This is a genomic window from Streptococcus oralis, from assembly GCF_006175905.1.
GTDB classification, from domain to species: Bacteria; Bacillota; Bacilli; order Lactobacillales; family Streptococcaceae; genus Streptococcus; species Streptococcus oralis_BG.
Window position 1 is genome coordinate 500,385 of the sequence record NZ_SSNB01000001.1, and the last position, 17,116, is coordinate 517,500.

18 protein-coding genes are annotated in these 17,116 nt (G+C 42.3%); 1 reads left to right on the forward strand and 17 read right to left on the reverse strand.

All coding sequences use genetic code 11. The features are described 5' to 3' along the window. Positions 1-3: 3 nt before the first annotated feature. The 11 genes from comGG to tgt all read right to left on the reverse strand — a co-directional run bounded on the left by comGG (position 4) and on the right by tgt (position 8,678). Positions 4-417 (reverse strand): competence type IV pilus minor pilin ComGG, encoded by a 414-nt coding sequence (gene comGG / locus E7Y33_RS02425; RefSeq protein ID WP_139689553.1) that lies wholly within the window; start codon positions 415-417, stop codon positions 4-6. Beyond that, complete coding sequence (gene comGF, locus E7Y33_RS02430; RefSeq protein WP_139689554.1) at positions 395-856, reverse strand: competence type IV pilus minor pilin ComGF; 462 nt, start codon at positions 854-856, stop codon at positions 395-397. The genes comGG and comGF overlap by 23 nt, the downstream gene beginning before the upstream one ends. Continuing rightward, positions 819-1,121, reverse strand: a complete 303-nt coding sequence (comGE, locus tag E7Y33_RS02435; protein ID WP_161976024.1) for a competence type IV pilus minor pilin ComGE — start codon at positions 1,119-1,121, stop codon at positions 819-821. The genes comGF and comGE overlap by 38 nt, the downstream gene beginning before the upstream one ends. Next, entirely contained in the window at positions 1,084-1,518 is a 435-nt protein-coding gene (gene comGD / locus E7Y33_RS02440; protein WP_070696776.1) for a competence type IV pilus minor pilin ComGD, read from the reverse strand. The genes comGE and comGD overlap by 38 nt, the downstream gene beginning before the upstream one ends. Then, a complete protein-coding gene (gene comGC, locus E7Y33_RS02445; protein ID WP_061416676.1) occupies positions 1,481-1,804 on the reverse strand; it encodes a competence type IV pilus major pilin ComGC in 324 nt (107 codons plus the stop codon). The genes comGD and comGC overlap by 38 nt, the downstream gene beginning before the upstream one ends. Position 1,805: 1 nt before the next feature. Beyond that, complete coding sequence (gene comGB, locus E7Y33_RS02450) at positions 1,806-2,822, reverse strand: competence type IV pilus assembly protein ComGB (protein ID WP_084848879.1); 1,017 nt, start codon at positions 2,820-2,822, stop codon at positions 1,806-1,808. After that, entirely contained in the window at positions 2,770-3,711 is a 942-nt protein-coding gene (gene comGA, locus E7Y33_RS02455; RefSeq protein WP_139689555.1) for a competence type IV pilus ATPase ComGA, read from the reverse strand. Before comGA ends, comGB begins: the two co-directional genes overlap by 53 nt. A 62-nt stretch (positions 3,712-3,773) precedes the next feature. After that, positions 3,774-4,139 carry a DUF1033 family protein gene (locus E7Y33_RS02460; protein ID WP_000286399.1) on the reverse strand — a complete coding sequence of 122 codons (366 nt, stop codon included), beginning with the start codon at positions 4,137-4,139 and terminating at the stop codon, positions 3,774-3,776. Between the two features lie 153 nt (positions 4,140-4,292). After that, the gene (nagA, locus tag E7Y33_RS02465) at positions 4,293-5,444 is read right to left on the reverse strand and encodes an N-acetylglucosamine-6-phosphate deacetylase (protein WP_001134441.1); all 1,152 of its coding nucleotides are present in this window, start codon (positions 5,442-5,444) and stop codon (positions 4,293-4,295) included. A gap of 140 nt (positions 5,445-5,584) precedes the next feature. After that, positions 5,585-7,402, reverse strand: a complete 1,818-nt coding sequence (locus E7Y33_RS02470; RefSeq protein WP_084917151.1) for an acyltransferase family protein — start codon at positions 7,400-7,402, stop codon at positions 5,585-5,587. A gap of 133 nt (positions 7,403-7,535) precedes the next feature. Further along, complete coding sequence (tgt, locus tag E7Y33_RS02475; RefSeq protein WP_001285237.1) at positions 7,536-8,678, reverse strand: tRNA guanosine(34) transglycosylase Tgt; 1,143 nt, start codon at positions 8,676-8,678, stop codon at positions 7,536-7,538. A 116-nt stretch (positions 8,679-8,794) separates the two neighbouring features. Here tgt and E7Y33_RS02480 point away from each other — a divergent pair, with 116 nt between their 5' ends. Then, entirely contained in the window at positions 8,795-9,652 is an 858-nt protein-coding gene (locus E7Y33_RS02480) for a DUF975 family protein (protein ID WP_000876904.1), read from the forward strand. Positions 9,653-9,793: 141 nt separating this feature from the next. Here the strand turns inward: E7Y33_RS02480 and E7Y33_RS02485 are convergent, their stop codons facing one another. The 6 genes from E7Y33_RS02485 to E7Y33_RS02510 all read right to left on the reverse strand — a co-directional run bounded on the left by E7Y33_RS02485 (position 9,794) and on the right by E7Y33_RS02510 (position 16,942). Beyond that, positions 9,794-10,663, reverse strand: coding sequence for a DUF2262 domain-containing protein (locus E7Y33_RS02485; RefSeq protein WP_000982055.1), 870 nt, complete (start codon positions 10,661-10,663; stop codon positions 9,794-9,796). A gap of 140 nt (positions 10,664-10,803) precedes the next feature. Beyond that, a complete protein-coding gene (locus tag E7Y33_RS02490) occupies positions 10,804-11,976 on the reverse strand; it encodes a LysM peptidoglycan-binding domain-containing protein (RefSeq protein ID WP_000746000.1) in 1,173 nt (390 codons plus the stop codon). Positions 11,977-12,137: 161 nt separating this feature from the next. Further along, a complete protein-coding gene (locus E7Y33_RS02495; protein ID WP_000750409.1) occupies positions 12,138-12,761 on the reverse strand; it encodes an HAD family hydrolase in 624 nt (207 codons plus the stop codon). 3 nt (positions 12,762-12,764) lie between these two features. After that, positions 12,765-14,045 (reverse strand): MATE family efflux transporter, encoded by a 1,281-nt coding sequence (locus tag E7Y33_RS02500; protein ID WP_084848887.1) that lies wholly within the window; start codon positions 14,043-14,045, stop codon positions 12,765-12,767. A 60-nt stretch (positions 14,046-14,105) separates the two neighbouring features. Beyond that, entirely contained in the window at positions 14,106-15,590 is a 1,485-nt protein-coding gene (gene thrC, locus E7Y33_RS02505; protein WP_139689556.1) for a threonine synthase, read from the reverse strand. 74 nt (positions 15,591-15,664) lie between these two features. Beyond that, complete coding sequence (locus tag E7Y33_RS02510; protein ID WP_049501170.1) at positions 15,665-16,942, reverse strand: glutamate-cysteine ligase family protein; 1,278 nt, start codon at positions 16,940-16,942, stop codon at positions 15,665-15,667. Positions 16,943-17,116: the final 174 nt, after the last annotated feature.

The window sequence follows — 17,116 nt, forward strand, 5'->3', positions numbered from 1 at the left end:
TGACTAGGATTTGTCTTTCTTTTCAGGCTTTTCTTCTGATTTTTTCTTCCCTGCTTGATTGCTTGAATCAGTCGCTACCTCTTCCTTTTTAGCTGTTTTCTTTTCTTGGGTTTCCATCGGAGGAAAGAGAAATTCATAGTTGCCCTTATTCATACGAACACTTGTTGCAAAACCTGTTTTCGTATTGTGATACCTAACTTTTCCTAAGTTAAAGACTTGTTCTCCACTTTCTTGCTCAGCTTTATCCTTACTTCGCTTGGCCATGGCGAAAGCGATCAACTTTTCTTTGTTTAGGGCAAAGTCTTTGTGATGGGCGACTTGCCGATTCAAATAAAACTGCAACAACAGACTAAAGATAGCTGCCATGGTGACTGCATATAAGAGAACGCCTGCCTTAACTTTTTGCTTTTTCCACACGATAGATGAACTCCCTTTCTAAGCCTTTTTGAAAATGGAAACGGAAGCGAACCAGTTGATTTCCCTCTGTAATTTGAGCTGATTTGAGTCCATAAACCATAGGTTGGTAGCCCCGTCCGCTGGTATCGGTCTTCCGAAAATCATCCGATTTAGATTTCCCTATAGAGATATCCTTACCATCCTGTTTCATGTAGAGGCGATTGCCTTCTACCTTTTCAAACTGCGAACGCTCTAACTCTGCCTCCAGTTGATCCACAAACAAGAGCCACTCCTTTTGCTCGCTTTGCTGCTGGTAACGAACTTCTGAAATGAGGAGCTGACTCATGGCTTGAAAGAGGAGTAAGCTTCCACTAATGACGATAAGGGCAATCAGTGATTCTAAGAGAGTAAACGCTCTCACCTTACTGCTCTTTAAGGTCGAGTAACTTCTCTGAACCATGGTAGACCTCCACTCCTTTTTCACTAGCAAATACCTGAATCTCAACTCCATTTATGTTTACCTGATTTTGCCCTGTTTGCAGAGCCATCTTAGCTACACGCAAGACTTCTTCCTTTTGCAAGATTTCTGCCTCTTCCTGCCTATTTTTCTGGATTTGTCCCAAAAGAAGGGTCGCAATGCTGGCAAAAACGGCTAGAGCAACTACCGCTTCCAGTAAAATCACTGCCTTAATTTTTTGTTTCCTTAATGCGTTTAATTTTTCCATTTCCTAGATATAATTGATAGCGAATCGCTCCTTTGCTGGTTTGAAATTCAACCTTAGCCAGGGACGAATTGCCCCCAGCTCGGTCAAATATAATGCTTTGTCCTGAGGGTGCCTGAATTCCTTTAGGAACGGTCAAGTTTTGACTGCCATTGCTAATGGTCCGTCCGTCTAAGCTTAAACTTGTCTTTTGCTGACTAGCTACGCTGCGTTTTTGCGTTTCCCGGTAGAGTTCTTCAAACTCCATAAAGAAAATCTGCTCTTCTACCGCTGCAAAACTGGATTGAACAGAACCAGACAAGCCCAAAGCAAGGATACTCACAAGTCCCAAAACTAAGAGACTTTCCAGCATAGTAAAGGCCTTAATCTGCAACAGTTTGACTTGTTTTTTGTTTTGCATGGTAGTCTTTATAAGCTTTGGCTTGCTCAGCTGTGATACGACCGTCCGCTTGTAATTTGCTGAGACTGGCGTCATCATTTTTATCCAAACGATAGAGTTCTGCCTGGCTTTCCACGACCTTGACAACAGCAGCTTTTCCTTTGTCATCTACGGCATCCTTTTGCTTGGTCAAATTGGGCACAAAGAGCAAGAGGAGTACGCTGATGATTAGCAAGACGACTAACATTTCTACCAAAGTGAAAGCTTTCGCCTTGGCTTTTTTTAAATTTGTCATGAGTTTTTTCATTTTAAAAATTTACCTCCATATTTTGATACATGGGCATGAGCATTGCCGCATAAAGTAAAACGATAATCATGGCCACAAAGATAAAAACCAGTGGCTGTACCAGATTCATGGTGCGGTTGACTCGGGTAAAAAAGGCTTCCCAAGTTTTTTCAGCATAGATTTCCAACTCACTCCCCAGCTTGGACTTGACTTCTCCATACTCGATGATGAGACTCAACTCCTTTTTAAAGAAAGGATAGGTCGCTATGGTTTGAGAAAATTCGCGGCCATTTTGCAGGGATTGAGCCAGATCTTGACCGATTTCTTTAAAGAGCTGGGAACCTTGTTCCTGCATGATCTGAAAAATCTGCGTCAGCTCCATTCCCTGTGAAATCATATTGCCCCATTCACGAGCGTAATAAGCCGTCAAATAAGTCTGGATAAAGATTCCTAGAAAGGGAACCCGTGCCAACATCGAAAAGACGCGCATTTTGGAACTTCTTTTGTAGAAAGTGAGAGCTAAAAGTAAAGATAGAGAGCAAACCAGCGCTAGTCCCAGAAAAATTTGCGGCAGATTGCCGATGATTTGAGTGGCGATATTGCTACTGTCCAGTTGGGGGAGCAAATAATTCCTGAGCCCCAACATGATTAGCAGGAGAAATCCCAGCAAAATCAGGGGATAAGTCGCTACTTCAATTAACTTCTTCTTGACCTTGGACAAATTATCCAGATATTCTTCTATCTTCCCCAGACTCAGATGGAGATTTCCATGAACTTCAGCTAGAGATAATTGAGTCACAATAGCACTTGAAAAGCCCAAACTTTCCATCATTTCTGAGAAGGATTTCCCCTGAGACAAGCCTTGGTGCATCTGGGCTACATAGTCCTTTTCCAGCAGGGCACTTCTGCCCAAGAAAGAAGTAATTTCCACCAAATGAAAGCCACTGGAGAAAAGATTGTTAAACAGGGTGATGATTTTCTTCTGCTTAGCTGTAGCTAATTTTTTCCGTTTCAGCCTGAAGACTTGTGATATGTCCATCTTTAAGAAGCTGCTCAATCTGTTCATTCCAGCTAGTTGGCTGGTGCTCTTGAAAGTCCTTGTTTGCAAAGTCAACGATTCCTCCTCCCCCGATTAATCTCTGGTAGCAGACGCCTTGCAGGACAACTGCTAGTTCCTCCTCCGTCACACCCAACTCCAGAAGGCGTTCATAAACACCTCGGATACTCTTGGCATGAATGGTTGAAAAGACTGTCGCCCCTGTCAAACTGGCTCTGACCACTGCACGCGCCGTCTCACTGTCACGAATTTCTCCGATAATCAAGAGGTCAGGACGATGCCGAAGAGACAGTTTGATCAGATTTTCATAGGTCAATCCAATCGCCTCATTCAACTGCAACTGGAGCATGTCGTCTTGCTTGATCTCGACAGGATCTTCAATGGACATAACCTGCTGTCCTTTAAACAGAGACTTGGCTAATTCGTGCATCAAGGTCGTCTTGCCACTTCCAACTGGACCCGCAAAAAGGTAGAGCCCCCGTTGCCTGTACTGCTCACCCAGTTCGTTCATATCCTGAAACCAGAAATGCAGGTCCTGTTCCTCATCGTGCAACAAACGAATGACCAAACTCTCATATCCCCGATAATCTCCCACGGTAGACAAACGCAGAGAAGACTTCTTCTCCCCATGCTGATAGTCGCAAGACCCCAGCTGACTACGCCTCTTCTCTCCTACGTTCATACCCGCCACAAATTTAAAATGACTAATCACAGCAGCTAAAACATCAAACTCATAGGAGTCAACTAGACACCGTTCGTCTCCAACCCGCATGTGAAGCTCGTAGGACTTTTCCTTGGGGATAAGATAGATATCCTGGGCCTTCTTTTCTTTCGCAGTAGCAATAATTTTCTGTGCAATTTCTTGTACCATATCGCCCTCCTTATCTAACTATTCGCAAAAAAATAAAAAAAGCAACTTAAAAAGTTACTTTTTTATCTCCATTTCATACGGCAAGAACGGTGTTTTTCTTGACCTGTTTGTTTTTCGTAGCCTGGACGTAGCTTTTCATCGGGGATGACTTGCTCATCCTGCAAAAGTGCCAAAGAATGGTACTGTTGCAAATACTCATCACACTCATCACACCAGCGCTGATCAGCAGGATCCCAAAAAATAGTCATCAAATCACTCCGACTCTTATAAAGAGGATTCTTCTTTTCCAGCTCAAACCAGCATGATTTATAATATTTTAGAGCATCATAGTACTTGTCAAAAGATTGACTCATGATGACATCTTCTTCCCAACCTTCTATGAACCACCACGGTTCAAAATCCCCATACATTTCTATAACACGATACATTTTCACTACTTCCTTTGTACCGTATATTATAACGAATTTTCTAGAACAATGAAAGGATTTTGCTTGCCTTTCCCATCAGGAAGACTTCTTTAAATACCTTTTCAGCCTATCATAAAAATAGGAGTCCTTTATTGACCCCTATTTTTTATCTTCTTAGGCTTGATAACGTTTCACACCATCTAGGTAGGTTGCTACCAATTCCAAATCTTTATCCAGTACGATAAAGTCAGCGTCATAACCTTCACGGATTTGACCACAGACATCATCGATGTGAACAGATTTTGCTGGGTTGAGGCTAGCCATCATGACGGCTTCATGCGGATTCGCAATGCCCCATTCGACCACATTCTTCAAACCATCTTTGAGTTTGAGGATAGAACCTGCCAAATTGCCTGTAGATTTGAGGCGAGCAGTTCCATTAGCAACTACTACTGGGAATTCTCCCAACATGTAGTCACCGTCGTCCAAACCACCAGCTGTCATACAGTCCGTGATAAGGGCGATATTTTCAGTTCCCTTTTGCTTGAGCAAAATGTCACAGGCCTTTGGATCTACGTGGTGACCGTCACAGATCAACTCTGCATAGGTATGTGGCAATTCATACATGGCTCCCACCATACCGAGCTCACGGTGAGTCAACCCACGCATTCCGTTGTAGGCATGTACCCAAACACTCGCTCCAGCATCTACTGCTTTTTTAGCTTCATCAAAAGTCGCATTGGAATGTCCCAGAGCAACAGTCACTCCTTCGCCCGTAATCGTACGAACAAAGTCTTCTACACCTTCGCGTTCTGGCGCAAGGGCGATTTTATTGAGCAAGCCATTGGCTGCTTTTTGCCAAGCACGAAACTCATCCATACGGGGGTCTTTCATATAGGCAGGGTTTTGAGCTCCCTTGTATTTCTCTGTGAAATAAGGCCCTTCAAAATAGATTCCACGAATCTTGGCTCCACTTGCTTCCTGGTAACGAGCACCGATATTTTCAGTTACCGCAAGCAACTGCTCGTAAGAGGAAGTCAACGTCGTTGGCAAGAAGCTGGTAACACCCGTGCTAAGTAGACCTTCACTCATGGTATGAAGGGTCCCTTCGATGTTATTGTCCATGACATCGACACCACCAAATCCATGAATATGGGTATCCACAAGTCCTGGGGCAATGCTATAACCTGTATAGTCAATCACCTCAGCTCCTTCAGGAATCTGTTCTACATGTTTGCCAAACTTGCCATCCACAAGTTCCAAGTAACCGCCACGACGAACTCCGTGTGGGTAGAAAAACTGATCCGCTTTGATATAATTAGGCATAATGATAACCTCCTTGATAGATTGATTCTAGAATTTATTATGTCAATTACATTATAAACCTTTCTTTTTCATTTGTAAATGGTATAGACCTATTTTCTATAGATATTTTAAAAGAGCTGGATTTCTCCAACTCTTTGATCTTATTTTGATTTTACAGGTAGTTCTTGAGCAGCCTTAACAGCAGCTGCAATCGTCTCTGCATAGAGTTTAGCACCTTCTTCAATCATGTTGCTATCATTCCCAAAGTGGACTTGGTCGGTTCCAGCCCAGATTTCAGGGTGTTCCTTAGCGACCTTATTCCAGTCAGCGATGCTCACGTAAGGATTCTTTTCAGCTAATTCTCTCGCATAAGCCGCATACTGCTCCACTGATGCATAAGTGTCCTTGCTCTTGTCTCCCTCATAAGGTGTCACCAGTATCAGATGGTGTCCTTTCGGTAGATTGTTAACGATGCTGTCCAAATCATTCTTATAACCTTCAGGATTGTTGACTCCCGTTGCAATGACAACTGTTTTTAGCAGCGCCTTGTTCTGACTGTTATTGAGCATGATGTCATTGGCTTGCTTGGTCGTTCGACTAACTTGGGCATTGATATTTGCTTCAGGAAGTGCCTCTTGTAAAGCTGTATTGGCACGCAAGGCTACCGAATCTCCTATTAGGCTTGTTCCCTCAGAAATTCCTAGACGACTCAGTTCAGCTTGTTCAGCAAGAGTCTTTGTTTGTCCTATATTGGTCTGGGCTTGTTTGAAACCATTGACCATCAAGTCTGTCTCAAAAGCTCCAACTTGAGGAGCCACAGCTATGATAATCAAGGTAATCAAGGTAAGAATGCCAGCAGCACCAGCACTAATTGGTTTAATATGAGGCAATCGACTAATCTTCCGTATTAAAGGATTGGATTTACCGGCAATCAATGGCTCAATAATATAGAAGGATAGGATAGCAAAGAAATAAGAAAAGATGATCGTCAGAATAACAGCAGGCAGATTACCCATCAACTGAGAAAAGATAATATAAAAAGGCCAGTGGAAGAGATAAACCGCGTAGCTGGTATCCGCTAAAAATGTAATTATCCGAGGTTCTTGTATCTCAGGCGTTTTCTCATGCAAGACACGCGCAGCAAAAATCATGGTCACTGCCGCTAAACTTGCTAGCAAGAAGCCAAATAAGTACGCAAACAGGTAAGTGAACTTGATAAAGAAAGTCAAGAGCACTAACACCAAGAGGCCTGCAATAAATACCAGTAGATTCTGACGAAGATCCCACATCCGGTCAAACTGCTTGACTAAATCGCTCGTCTGACGAACCCCCACAACTGTCGCCAAAATACTTCCTAAAAAGAAGGGATAGACATGGGTCAAACTTGAAAAGTAGACAGATGAATAGGAACTCGCCATTAGACTACCAATAAACATGGAGAAAAAGCTAATGATAAAAGCTCCAGCAGAAAGAAGAAAGACCATCCCTCTCAATTGACTACTAGATTTTGAACGTTTCGATAAGAACCAAACCGCTAAGCCCCAAAGGATATAGTAGTGAACCTCAACAGCTAGACTCCAGTTATGAACAAAGAGATGCGGAATGAACTGGGATTCATAACTTCCCCCTGTTAACATTTCGTAGAAGTTGGTCATAAAACCGAGAACTCCAGCTATCTGGCCACCAATTCCAGCAACATAGTCTTGACGAACCAAGAAAGTAAAAGGCATGGTCACCAAAACCATCAGCACCACAGGTGGCACGATACGATAAAACCGTCTCTTAAAAAAGCCCAGCAAATCAATCTGGCGTGCCTTCCCAAATTCTTCTAAAAGGAGGGAAGTGATCAAAAATCCTGAAAAAGTGAAAAAGACATCTACCCCAAAGAATCCTCCAGGAAAGATCGTTTGAAAGAAGTGGTACAAAAGTACCAAAAGTAAACCTGTAATCCTAATTAAGGAAAACCATTTAATACGCATACGAGTCTATTCTCCATTAAATTAGGAAGCAAAACACCACCTAATTTCCATTCCATTATACTCCCTATTCTATCAAAAAAATAGGAAAAATCCTAAGAGAAAACTTAGGATTTTGGCATTCTATTTTTACACTTTAGAAATTGCGCCCTGACTTGTTGTAGCCATATTTTTCTACAAAATACTCACGAAATTCCAAGAGATTGTCATCCATGATGGCTTGGCGGACCTGCTTCATGAGGTTGAGTAAGAAGTAAAGATTATGGTAGCTAGTCAAGCGGATACCAAAGGTTTCATCAGCCTTGAGCAGGTGACGAAGGTAGGCGCGTGTGTAATTCTTACATGTGTAACAGTCACACTCAGGATCCAGCGGTGTAAAGTCTTCAGCAAACTGGGCATTCTTGACAACCAAACGCCCTTGGCTGGTCATACAGGTACCGTTACGAGCGATACGAGTCGGTAGGACACAGTCAAACATATCTACTCCACGAATAACCCCATCAATCAAGCTATCTGGCGCTCCCACACCCATCAAATAGCGAGGTTTGTTTTCAGGCAGCAGTTGAGTTGTGAAGTCCAAGACTGCATTCATTTCTTCGTGCGTTTCTCCCACAGCCAAACCACCGATAGAGTAGCCAGGGAAGTCCATGCTAACAAGGTCGTGAGCTGACTGACGGCGAAGGTCTTCAAATCCTGCCCCCTGCACAATTCCAAACAAACCTTGGTCATGCGGACGACGGTGAGCCTTCAACCCGCGCTCAGCCCAACGGCTGGTACGTTCGATTGATTTCTTAACGTAATCATAGGGTTGGTAAAACTGAGGACATTCGTCAAAGGACATCATGATGTCTGAGCCCAGATTGTTCTGGATAGAGATGGCCTTTTCTGGCGATAGGAACATCTTGGAACCATTGAGATGGTTTTTAAAGGTTACTCCTTCTTCTGTGATATTTCGACTATCCGCTAGAGAATAAACCTGAAAACCACCACTATCCGTCAAGATGGGCTGATCCCAGTTCATGAACTTGTGGAGACCGCCTGCGCGTGCGATGAGTTCGTCTCCTGGACGGAGCCACAAGTGATAGGTGTTTGACAGGATAATCCCTGAACCCATCTCCTTCAACTCCTCTGGTGATTGAGTCTTGACCGTGGCTTGGGTCCCAACTGGCATAAACATAGGTGTCGGGAAGGTACCGTGCGGAGTGATGATTTCTCCCAGACGAGCTCCTGTGTGTTTCTCTTTCTTAATCAAACGGTATTTGATTGGTGAATCTGACATTTTTTACCTCCGAAGCTGGGAAAAACAGTCCCAGTTCATACTTTGCGCCCAAAGGCATACTGTATGATTTTATCAAAAAAAGCTGGAACTGTCACGAACTATGGTATAATGAGAGAATGAAATACCCAAAAATTGATTTAAAAACTATTCGTCTGCAGGCTAGGCAATTTCAGGCTGAAAATCCCCGCCTCTTTCTGGTCTATCTCTTACCTAGCATACTGGTTATCTTGTCAGGCTTTCTCAACCCCTTGGCTCGTCTCCAAGAAAGTGTTTTAGAGCAATCCTTTTTCAGCATGCTGGCACAAGTTCTCCAAGCCTATCTCTTCCCGCTAGTAGTTTCTTTTATGAGCACGATTTTTCTAGTAGGTGCTGCCTTTGCGACACTCCGACTCCTCAAGGATCCTGATACGGAACTCTCAGTAAAATCAAGCCTGGCCCTCTTTGCTGAAGAGCGCTTCTCGCAAACCTTCCTAACTCTGCTCCTCAAACGTTTCTACCTCTTTTTATGGAGCATTCCAAACTTAGTAGGCATTTATTTCCTCTTTTATAGCAATCTCTTGGCTAGAAGATTTGTTGCCCTACATCCTGAGTTTCCAAAACTAGACCTCTCATCTATTGAAAACGAGCAATTCCTTATGACCTTTGGGCTCTACTTTTTTGCGAGCCTCATCTTGATGATTGTAGGAAATGCCCTCTATATCCCGCAACATTACGCCTACTCGCAGGTAGAATTCCTCCTCTGCGACACTCTAGATTTAGGGCAGGCTAAACCCAGTCAAATCCTGAAAACCAGTCGTTTCTTGGTGAAAGGTTACAAATTTCAACGCTTTGTCCTCGATTTACAACTACTTCCTTGGTACTTCCTCAATTGGATTACTTTTGGAATTGCTAGTTTTTCAATCCTTCCCTATATCCAGAGCAGCCAAATCATTTTCTATCGAACTTTGCTCGCTCTCAAACGCCGAAAAGTATAAACTTTCTACTATTATCTCAAAAAAATCAGCACTTTCTAAAGAAGGTGCTGATTTCAGTTATTTTTAAAATATAATGGAGAAACTCCTGTAACAGGACTAAGTTGCTTATTCACAATAAAGAAATAATCACATGCTTTCCATTTACCCTACCAAGGTCACATTTTCTATATTTCCTTCAATATCTGCCCTGACTTCTACCGCATGCCCAGCAAAAATATCCTCTTTATCTCCATAATAAAGAGTCAAATCCCCCGCTTCGCTGATAGACAGTTCCCCCAGATACAAGGAATTATAAAAATAGTCCTCTGTTAATACTTCGGCATCTCCGTCTGAAGCTAGCCAGTCCTCTGCTGTTTCCCACATCTCTTTTACTATAACGTCTCGGATTTCAGAGTCTCTTCGGTCAATATCCCTGACAAATGTTTTCAAGTAGCCAAATGATTTTGGTGGTAAGCTGGCATCTTCATTTGCATCCAACATCACGCTAACCCTGCTTCCCGCAAGATCCATACTTCCCTCAAACCATGAATAAGCTCTATTTAAAGTGAATTCGCCTATAGAATCTTTGATGACGACTGGTTTAACATATTCTGCAATCAGAGCTTCTAATCTACTATCCGACTGCCCATCTTCAATGTATTCCAGCAGACGATAACAGTTATTCGCTACTGCTGCCATATAAGGTTCTAATTGCCTTTGTGGTCTTTTCTGACATTTGATGTGATGAATCTGATAGGGCTCGAAACTATAGCTATAGAGCAAGCCCTTTTCTTCATATTCCTCTGGACTCACCAACCACTCCAAACGTCCCTCTATTTCCGAGAACTCCTTTGTCCCCACATTCACACTTGCTACAAAATGAACCGAAGGCAACTTCCATCCATTCTTTAAAACAGTCGCACCTCCCACATTTTGCAAAGTGATAATCAAGAGTTCAACGACTTCACCACAAAATTCTTTTTCAAAGTCATCAATGGTTTTCTCAAATGTTTTTTTCAAACTATTCATCATAGTGTTCTCACCTTCTACTAAAATAAAAATACTTGATTTTCAGTCAACTTCAGTTTGATTATAGCATAACTTTGAAAACATTTTGACTTAGAACAACAAAAAGAAGCCTCAACCTTATGAGTTTTCAGCTTCTTTTTCTATTAGTTCATTGATACGTGAACGTGATCATAGTGGTTTTCGGTTACGCTACCACGGTCTGGCATTGGATTCCACGTGTAGGCTGGTCCATATTTACTATCATATGGAGCGTAGAAACGTTGTTTCCAGATGATATAGTTGATACCACGGCTAGCCATATTTTTGACTGCATATTCTGCAATTTGATCTCCGAGTGCTGAACTCACTGGAACCATAAAGTCGATGGCCAAACCTTTACCATGGTCCCCACTGTCACCAGGACGGTAGCCACTAAAAGATGTAATTCCAAACAAGTTGGCTACTTCTTCTTTAAAGGCCGCTGTTTGTGGTTGAAGACCAGCATTCTCAGACTTAGCTACAGCAAGTCCTGCATAGTCAGGAGCCGCTGGAGCAGCATACGTTCTTGAAGGAGTTTGGCTTTGCTCTGCTTGATAAGTCGAAGTTGCAGTGTCAGAAGTTGCTGTTGATGCTGCTTCTTCTGTTGCACTTGTTCCTGTTGTATCAGCAGGTGTTTCAGTTGCTGGAGCAGCTGCTACTGGTGCTTCTGCTGGAGTTGTTGCTGCCGTTTCTTCAGTAGCTGGAGTCGCTGCTTGAGGAGCTTCTTCTTCAACTGGACTAGTTGTTTCTGCTGCTACAGGTGTTTCTGTAGATGGTGTCTCTTCAGCAACTGTCGCTGTCTCAGAAACTTCTGAATTTGGCGCTACTTCTGTTGGTTTTTCAGTCTCTGTTACAGTTGGAGCATCCTCAATTGGTTGAGAAAGATCTTCTACTTGAACTGTTTGTTCATCAACTGTCACTTGATTCGTCGTCAAATCAGCTGTCGCAGTCGTCACTTCTTCACTAGAATCCGCTTGAGGAGTTTGGATTTCAACTTCCGTCACCTCTTCTTCCTCATTGACAGTTGTAGTGAGGACAGTATCTGGGAAAATCAAGTCCATATTAGTGATTTTGTTCAAATTAGCAAGAACGGTTACATCTACTCCCAAAGCTTCTGCAATCGTGCTCAGGGTATCACCATACTGAACTGTATAGCTGTTTTTGTTCTCGTTTTTCGTCACATCATTTTGGATTTGCTCAACGCTACGTGCTGTCCAAGAGATTTCTTGAGCTTTAGCTCCTAATGCGGGAGCAAGAGACAGGGCTACTGTTGAGGCTAAAATAATTCTTTTCTTCATTCGTTCATATTCCTTTCAAATGAGTACCTGTCTATCATAACACAAAAAAACAGAAAAAAAGCCCTCTCGGGCCTATTTAACAGAACTGTCTATTCCTTGTAACAAACTAGATCAGTTGAAATAGTTTGTTAGCCTTCTGTCATAAAACTGACACAATCTTTTTATTGCTCATCCTCAAAAATGTAGGGAATATCTGCCAATGCTTGAATCCTCTGATTCCCTTCATAAGTTGACTCTAAAAAGTTAATGCTTTGAATACCGCTATTCTGGGCAAATTTCACATCCAAAGTCCGGTCCCCTAGATAATAGGTAGTCCTAGGATCCAACTCATATTTGTCTAGCAGATATGTCGCCGCTTCTGGACTGGGCTTGCGTGCAAAACCACTCTGATTAGTTAAAATTTCTGTGAAATAACATTCCAAACCCAAGTCTCTTAGAATGGTAAAGGCATTGTCTCCTTTATGGGTATAAACAAACTGCATAATCCCTGCTTCATCTGCCCAAGCCAACACTTCACGCGCACCTGGCATCAAAACTATCTGGGCATTCTTCTCAGCCAAACTCTGGGCACGCACCTGATTGAGCACTTCCACATCCAGTTTTCGCTCTTCTGCCACCTGCTCCAGTAAATCTTGCACCGAAAACTTGAGGATAAACTCTCTCACTTTCTCCTTGTCATAAGGAATAGAAAACTGACCAAAGGTTTCCTCAATCCCTGACAAAATCGCTTCGTAAGAGTCCAATAAGGTTCCATCTAAATCCCAAATAAAAGCTGTTTTTTTCATTTCCTATCCTTTCAAGCTCATATAACTTTGGTAACGGTAGCGTAGAAATAACCATCGAAAACCATTGTCCAATAACGTTCCAGCCCAAATACCAGGCAACCCCCAACCAAGAACAATACCCATAAGATAGGCTGTCCCTATACGGATACACCACATCCCAATACTTGTCGCATAAAAGGGGAGGCGAGCATTTCCCAATCCCTGCCAAACTGCCGTATATATAACTGTCCCTGTCGCCATGGGGGTTCCTAGTAGAGAGAACAGTGCCACCAAAACGCTCGCTTCAACCGCTACAGGATCGGTCGTATAGAGATGAGTCAATGGTGTCCCCAAGGCATAGATACTGAGAGTTAAGGGCAACATGAGAAGCAGGGAAAGCCAAAAGGTTTGCTTGCTCAAATCATCTACTCTTTCCCAGTTATCCTCTCCAACTGCTCGAGCTACCTGCATGACTGTTGCCGTAGCGACGCCAAAGGCAGGCATATAGTTAAACTGGGTCAAGACTTCTCCGACTGCATTTCCAGCTACTGCCTCCGTTCCAAAAGATACAACTAAGGCAATGATGACGACATCTCCAGCTCGCATCATGAGACGTTCTCCTGCCGCTGGCAAAGCCAAAGTCAATAGTTCCTTATCTAAACCAAAAGTCGGTTTCTCAAAAGGCAGCTTTAATTGTGACCACAAAATCACAAGACCGACTAAGCGAGACAAGATAGTCCCCCAAGCAACACCCGCTATGCCCATATCAAGGACAAAAATAGCTAGACTTGAAAAAATAATATTCAAGGCATTGGATAAAAGACTAACATAGAGAGGCAGACGCGGATTATGCGTTGCACGAATCAAGGCACCTAGACTCGTCATCAAGCCCAAGAGAACAATCGATCCGCCTACCAAAGATAGGTAGAGTCCACCACTCTCGGCCACATCCTGCTCAGTTCCCAAGAGCCCTATCATCTCTTGCCCAGCAAAGATGGATAAGGCCCCTAAAAGCAAACTTAGTAGTAAGGTAATCTTCAGCGCTTCAGTCACATGATAAGCTAGCTTCGACTGATCTTTCTGCCCCAAACTTTTTGAAATAACGCTGGAAATAGCAGCTCCCAGAGCGATAAAAATCGCCTGGTAAATGGTGATAATATTGCCAGCAACTGAAACACCCGAAATAGCGATTAAGCCCAAGTGAGCGACCAAGTAACTGTCCACCATTCCCATGAGCATCTGCAAAAAGTTTTCACCCATAGCTGGCAATGCAATATTAAGAATGTCTCTATTTTTCTTAAACAATCCTTCCTCCTGATGAAAAGAAACTCAGTTGGTTTCCCAACCGAGTTTACTCCCTCTGTCTTAAAGTCCTAGATAAGCCTCAACCGCTGCTTGCATGTCAGCAGCTGCCACTGTTGTTTTATGACGAACTGGAGCTGTTTCAAGGCCATCAACCGCTGGTGGCACTGCCACTCCTGAAATGTCATGTAATTGAGCCAAAGCTTCAAAGTCAGTCAAGCCAACCTTCCCAGTTACCGCTTCTACTGCAACCACTGGGAACTTGTATGGACTAGCTGTTGAAGCAATCACTGTCTTAGTCGCATCGCCAGTAGCCACTTGGTATTTTCTATAAACAGCTGAGGCAACCGCCGTATGTGGATCCTCGATGTAGGCATCTGTTTGATAAACACGCTTGATTTCTGCCGCAGTTTCTTTCTCAGTCGCATATTCAGCTGCAAAGAGATCCAGAATCTCTGCATCAAAGTCTATCAATTCATATTGTCCTTGTGTACTCAAGGCATTCATGAGTTCAGCTGTCTTAACCGCATCATTCCCCAAAAGATGGAAAATCAAACGCTCTAAGTTTGAAGATACTAAGATATCCATAGATGGGCTAGTCGTCACCTTAAACTCACGTTTCTTGTCGTAAACACGAGTTTTAAAGAAGTCAGTTAAAACATTATTGTCATTTGAAGCACAGATCAATTTGCCAACTGGAAGACCGATTTGTTTAGCATAAAAGGCAGCCAAAATATTTCCAAAGTTTCCTGTTGGTACTGTGAAGTTGACCTTTTCACCAGCTACAATCTCACCAGACTTGACCAACTGAGCGTAGGCATAAACATAATAAACAATCTGTGGTACCAAACGACCAATGTTCATAGAGTTAGCTGATGAAAATTGCAGTTTATTGGCAGCCAACTTTTCACGAAGAGCTACATCGTTAAACATATGTTTCACATTTGTTTGTGCATCATCAAAGTTTCCATCAATGGCGATAACATGAGTATTGTCGCCAGTCTGAGTGGTCATTTGCAACTCTTGGACCTTGCTGACACCATCCTTTGGATAAAAGACGATAATCTCAGTACCAGGCACATCGGCAAACCCCGCCATAGCAGCTTTTCCAGTATCACCAGATGTCGCTGTCAAAATGACGATTTTGTTCTCTAAACCATGCTTTTTAGCGGCTGTCGTCATAAAGTATGGCAAGATAGACAAGGCCATATCTTTAAAGGCAATCGTTGAACCATGGAACAATTCCAAGTTGTATTGCCCATCCAATTTCACCAATGGCGCAATAGCTGGAGTATCAAACTTGCTATCGTAGGCATTGTTGATACAGTAGTCCAACTCCTCAGCCGTAAAGTCATCTAAAAATGCTGATAAAACTAATTTAGCCACTTCTTGGTAAGAAGCATCTTTTAATGTGTCAAAGTCCAAATCCACCTTTGGATAAGTAAGTGGTGTAAACAGACCACCATCCGTCGCCAAACCTTGCAAAATAGCTTGGCTAGCAGTTACTCTATTATTCGCATCACGCGTTGATTGATAAACTAATGTCATAATCTCTATCCTTTATCTATAGTCCATTCCATTATATCATGATTTTTCAGAAAATTCTCCCTTTATAAGAGAAATTATAATCCCAATTCTTTCTTCAAAGGCTCTAAATAAATCATTTCTTGCTTATCTCTTTTCTCCAAACCTTCCTCAGCTAGAAGGAGTAAGACTTTTGAAAACTCGACAATTGCAGTTTCTTCCTCATCTGCGAGCCTTTTCTTAGAAAATTGTCGCCTCAATGACTTATAATCACGACCAAATCTGGTAAAAAATGGTGCAGATTGCAAGTAAGCTTCTAACTTGTCTAAATTTAGCAACAAACCCAAGTGAAAGGCAGTCGCAGCAAAGGTACGATTCAAGGGTTGCGTACAAACACTACGAAACTCAATAGTACCTCGAGTTGTCAAATCTTGGTACTGGTAACTACGGTGAGTTTGGAAATCCTTCTCCTGAGGATAAAGAAGAATCTCTTTTCCATCAAGGGCGAAGGCGTGAATTTCCGGAGTCCCTAAGTAATCTTTTGCTCGAATGGGATAAAAATAATAGGTTTCGCCATCACGTTCCGCGGTAAAAATTGCAGAATGATCTAGATAATCAAAAAAATCATTCTCATCTTTGAAGAGTCTGGCATTGACGCCTACATTTTCAGGATAAATCCCGTGCATGGACTCTTCCCAAAAAATATCCCTTGAAATCTTAGTATCCCAATCTTCCCCTGAAAACTCAGAATTGGCAAACAAATAAGCTTTTGCAGCTTCGATCTGAGTAAATGCGTTGAGAACACGCAAATAGTTAGACTTTGAAACATCCAATTGAACTTGGCTTCCACAGATAAAAGCACCATATTGCGGGTAATCGTGTAAGCCCGATCCTAGAACAGTTCTACTCAACTTCAAATAGTTCATTAACATTTGATAGCGTGCATAAGCAACCGGTTGATTCTCATTCTTTTCCCAGTATGGATGGATTCCCGAGCCAACTACGGCATGATTTGCTTCCGCAAGTTTTTTCTGAATCAAATCCATGTAGTCTCTAAAACGCTCTTCAACCTCTTGGATAGTTTCCGCCCTACCAAAGGCAAACTCGATAGTTGTATAGGAGACTTCGAATAAGATAGTATCTTGGCTAACTGGATCAAGTAACTGAATTGGATTTCCAAAGTCATCTACTTTTTCGATAGTAAAACCCAGAACGGAAGGTAAATACCGAAAGAGAGACTTTACAACTTCAGTATCTGTAGCTTTACCCTCTAAATTTACAATAGGATATTCTAACTCAATTCCCACGAATAAATCAGGCTTCTCTTTTATATTTTCTAAGTAGCGCTTCTTAAGCAAGTCAACAGAACGAGACATCAAACACCAACACTTTCATAATCAAAATAAATTGTGAATAAGTAATATTATACCAAAAATTCAATCAAAAAAGCTTAGAATGATCCTCAAAAATAATTTTTGACCAGCTATCACAGCTTAAAATAGATAGAATTTAGTAGGAAATAAAAAACAAGGCTCGAAAACCTTGTCTTT

Excerpts from the sequence above, each read along its gene's own strand:
- comGF (WP_139689554.1), bottom strand. The coding sequence starts at position 856 with ATGGTTCAGAGAAGTTACTCGACCTTAAAGAGCAGTAAGGTGAGAGCG.
- comGE (WP_161976024.1), bottom strand. The coding sequence starts at position 1,121 with ATGGAAAAATTAAACGCATTAAGGAAACAAAAAATTAAGGCAGTGATT.
- comGD (WP_070696776.1), bottom strand. The coding sequence starts at position 1,518 with ATGCAAAACAAAAAACAAGTCAAACTGTTGCAGATTAAGGCCTTTACT.
- comGC (WP_061416676.1), bottom strand. The coding sequence starts at position 1,804 with ATGAAAAAACTCATGACAAATTTAAAAAAAGCCAAGGCGAAAGCTTTC.
- comGB (WP_084848879.1), bottom strand. The coding sequence starts at position 2,822 with ATGGACATATCACAAGTCTTCAGGCTGAAACGGAAAAAATTAGCTACA.
- comGA (WP_139689555.1), bottom strand. The coding sequence starts at position 3,711 with ATGGTACAAGAAATTGCACAGAAAATTATTGCTACTGCGAAAGAAAAG.
- E7Y33_RS02460 (WP_000286399.1), bottom strand. The coding sequence starts at position 4,139 with ATGTATCGTGTTATAGAAATGTATGGGGATTTTGAACCGTGGTGGTTC.
- nagA (WP_001134441.1), bottom strand. The coding sequence starts at position 5,444 with ATGCCTAATTATATCAAAGCGGATCAGTTTTTCTACCCACACGGAGTT.
- E7Y33_RS02470 (WP_084917151.1), bottom strand. The coding sequence starts at position 7,402 with ATGCGTATTAAATGGTTTTCCTTAATTAGGATTACAGGTTTACTTTTG.
- tgt (WP_001285237.1), bottom strand. The coding sequence starts at position 8,678 with ATGTCAGATTCACCAATCAAATACCGTTTGATTAAGAAAGAGAAACAC.
- E7Y33_RS02480 (WP_000876904.1), top strand. The coding sequence starts at position 8,795 with ATGAAATACCCAAAAATTGATTTAAAAACTATTCGTCTGCAGGCTAGG.
- E7Y33_RS02485 (WP_000982055.1), bottom strand. The coding sequence starts at position 10,663 with ATGATGAATAGTTTGAAAAAAACATTTGAGAAAACCATTGATGACTTT.
- E7Y33_RS02490 (WP_000746000.1), bottom strand. The coding sequence starts at position 11,976 with ATGAAGAAAAGAATTATTTTAGCCTCAACAGTAGCCCTGTCTCTTGCT.
- E7Y33_RS02495 (WP_000750409.1), bottom strand. The coding sequence starts at position 12,761 with ATGAAAAAAACAGCTTTTATTTGGGATTTAGATGGAACCTTATTGGAC.
- thrC (WP_139689556.1), bottom strand. The coding sequence starts at position 15,590 with ATGACATTAGTTTATCAATCAACGCGTGATGCGAATAATAGAGTAACT.
- E7Y33_RS02510 (WP_049501170.1), bottom strand. The coding sequence starts at position 16,942 with ATGTCTCGTTCTGTTGACTTGCTTAAGAAGCGCTACTTAGAAAATATA.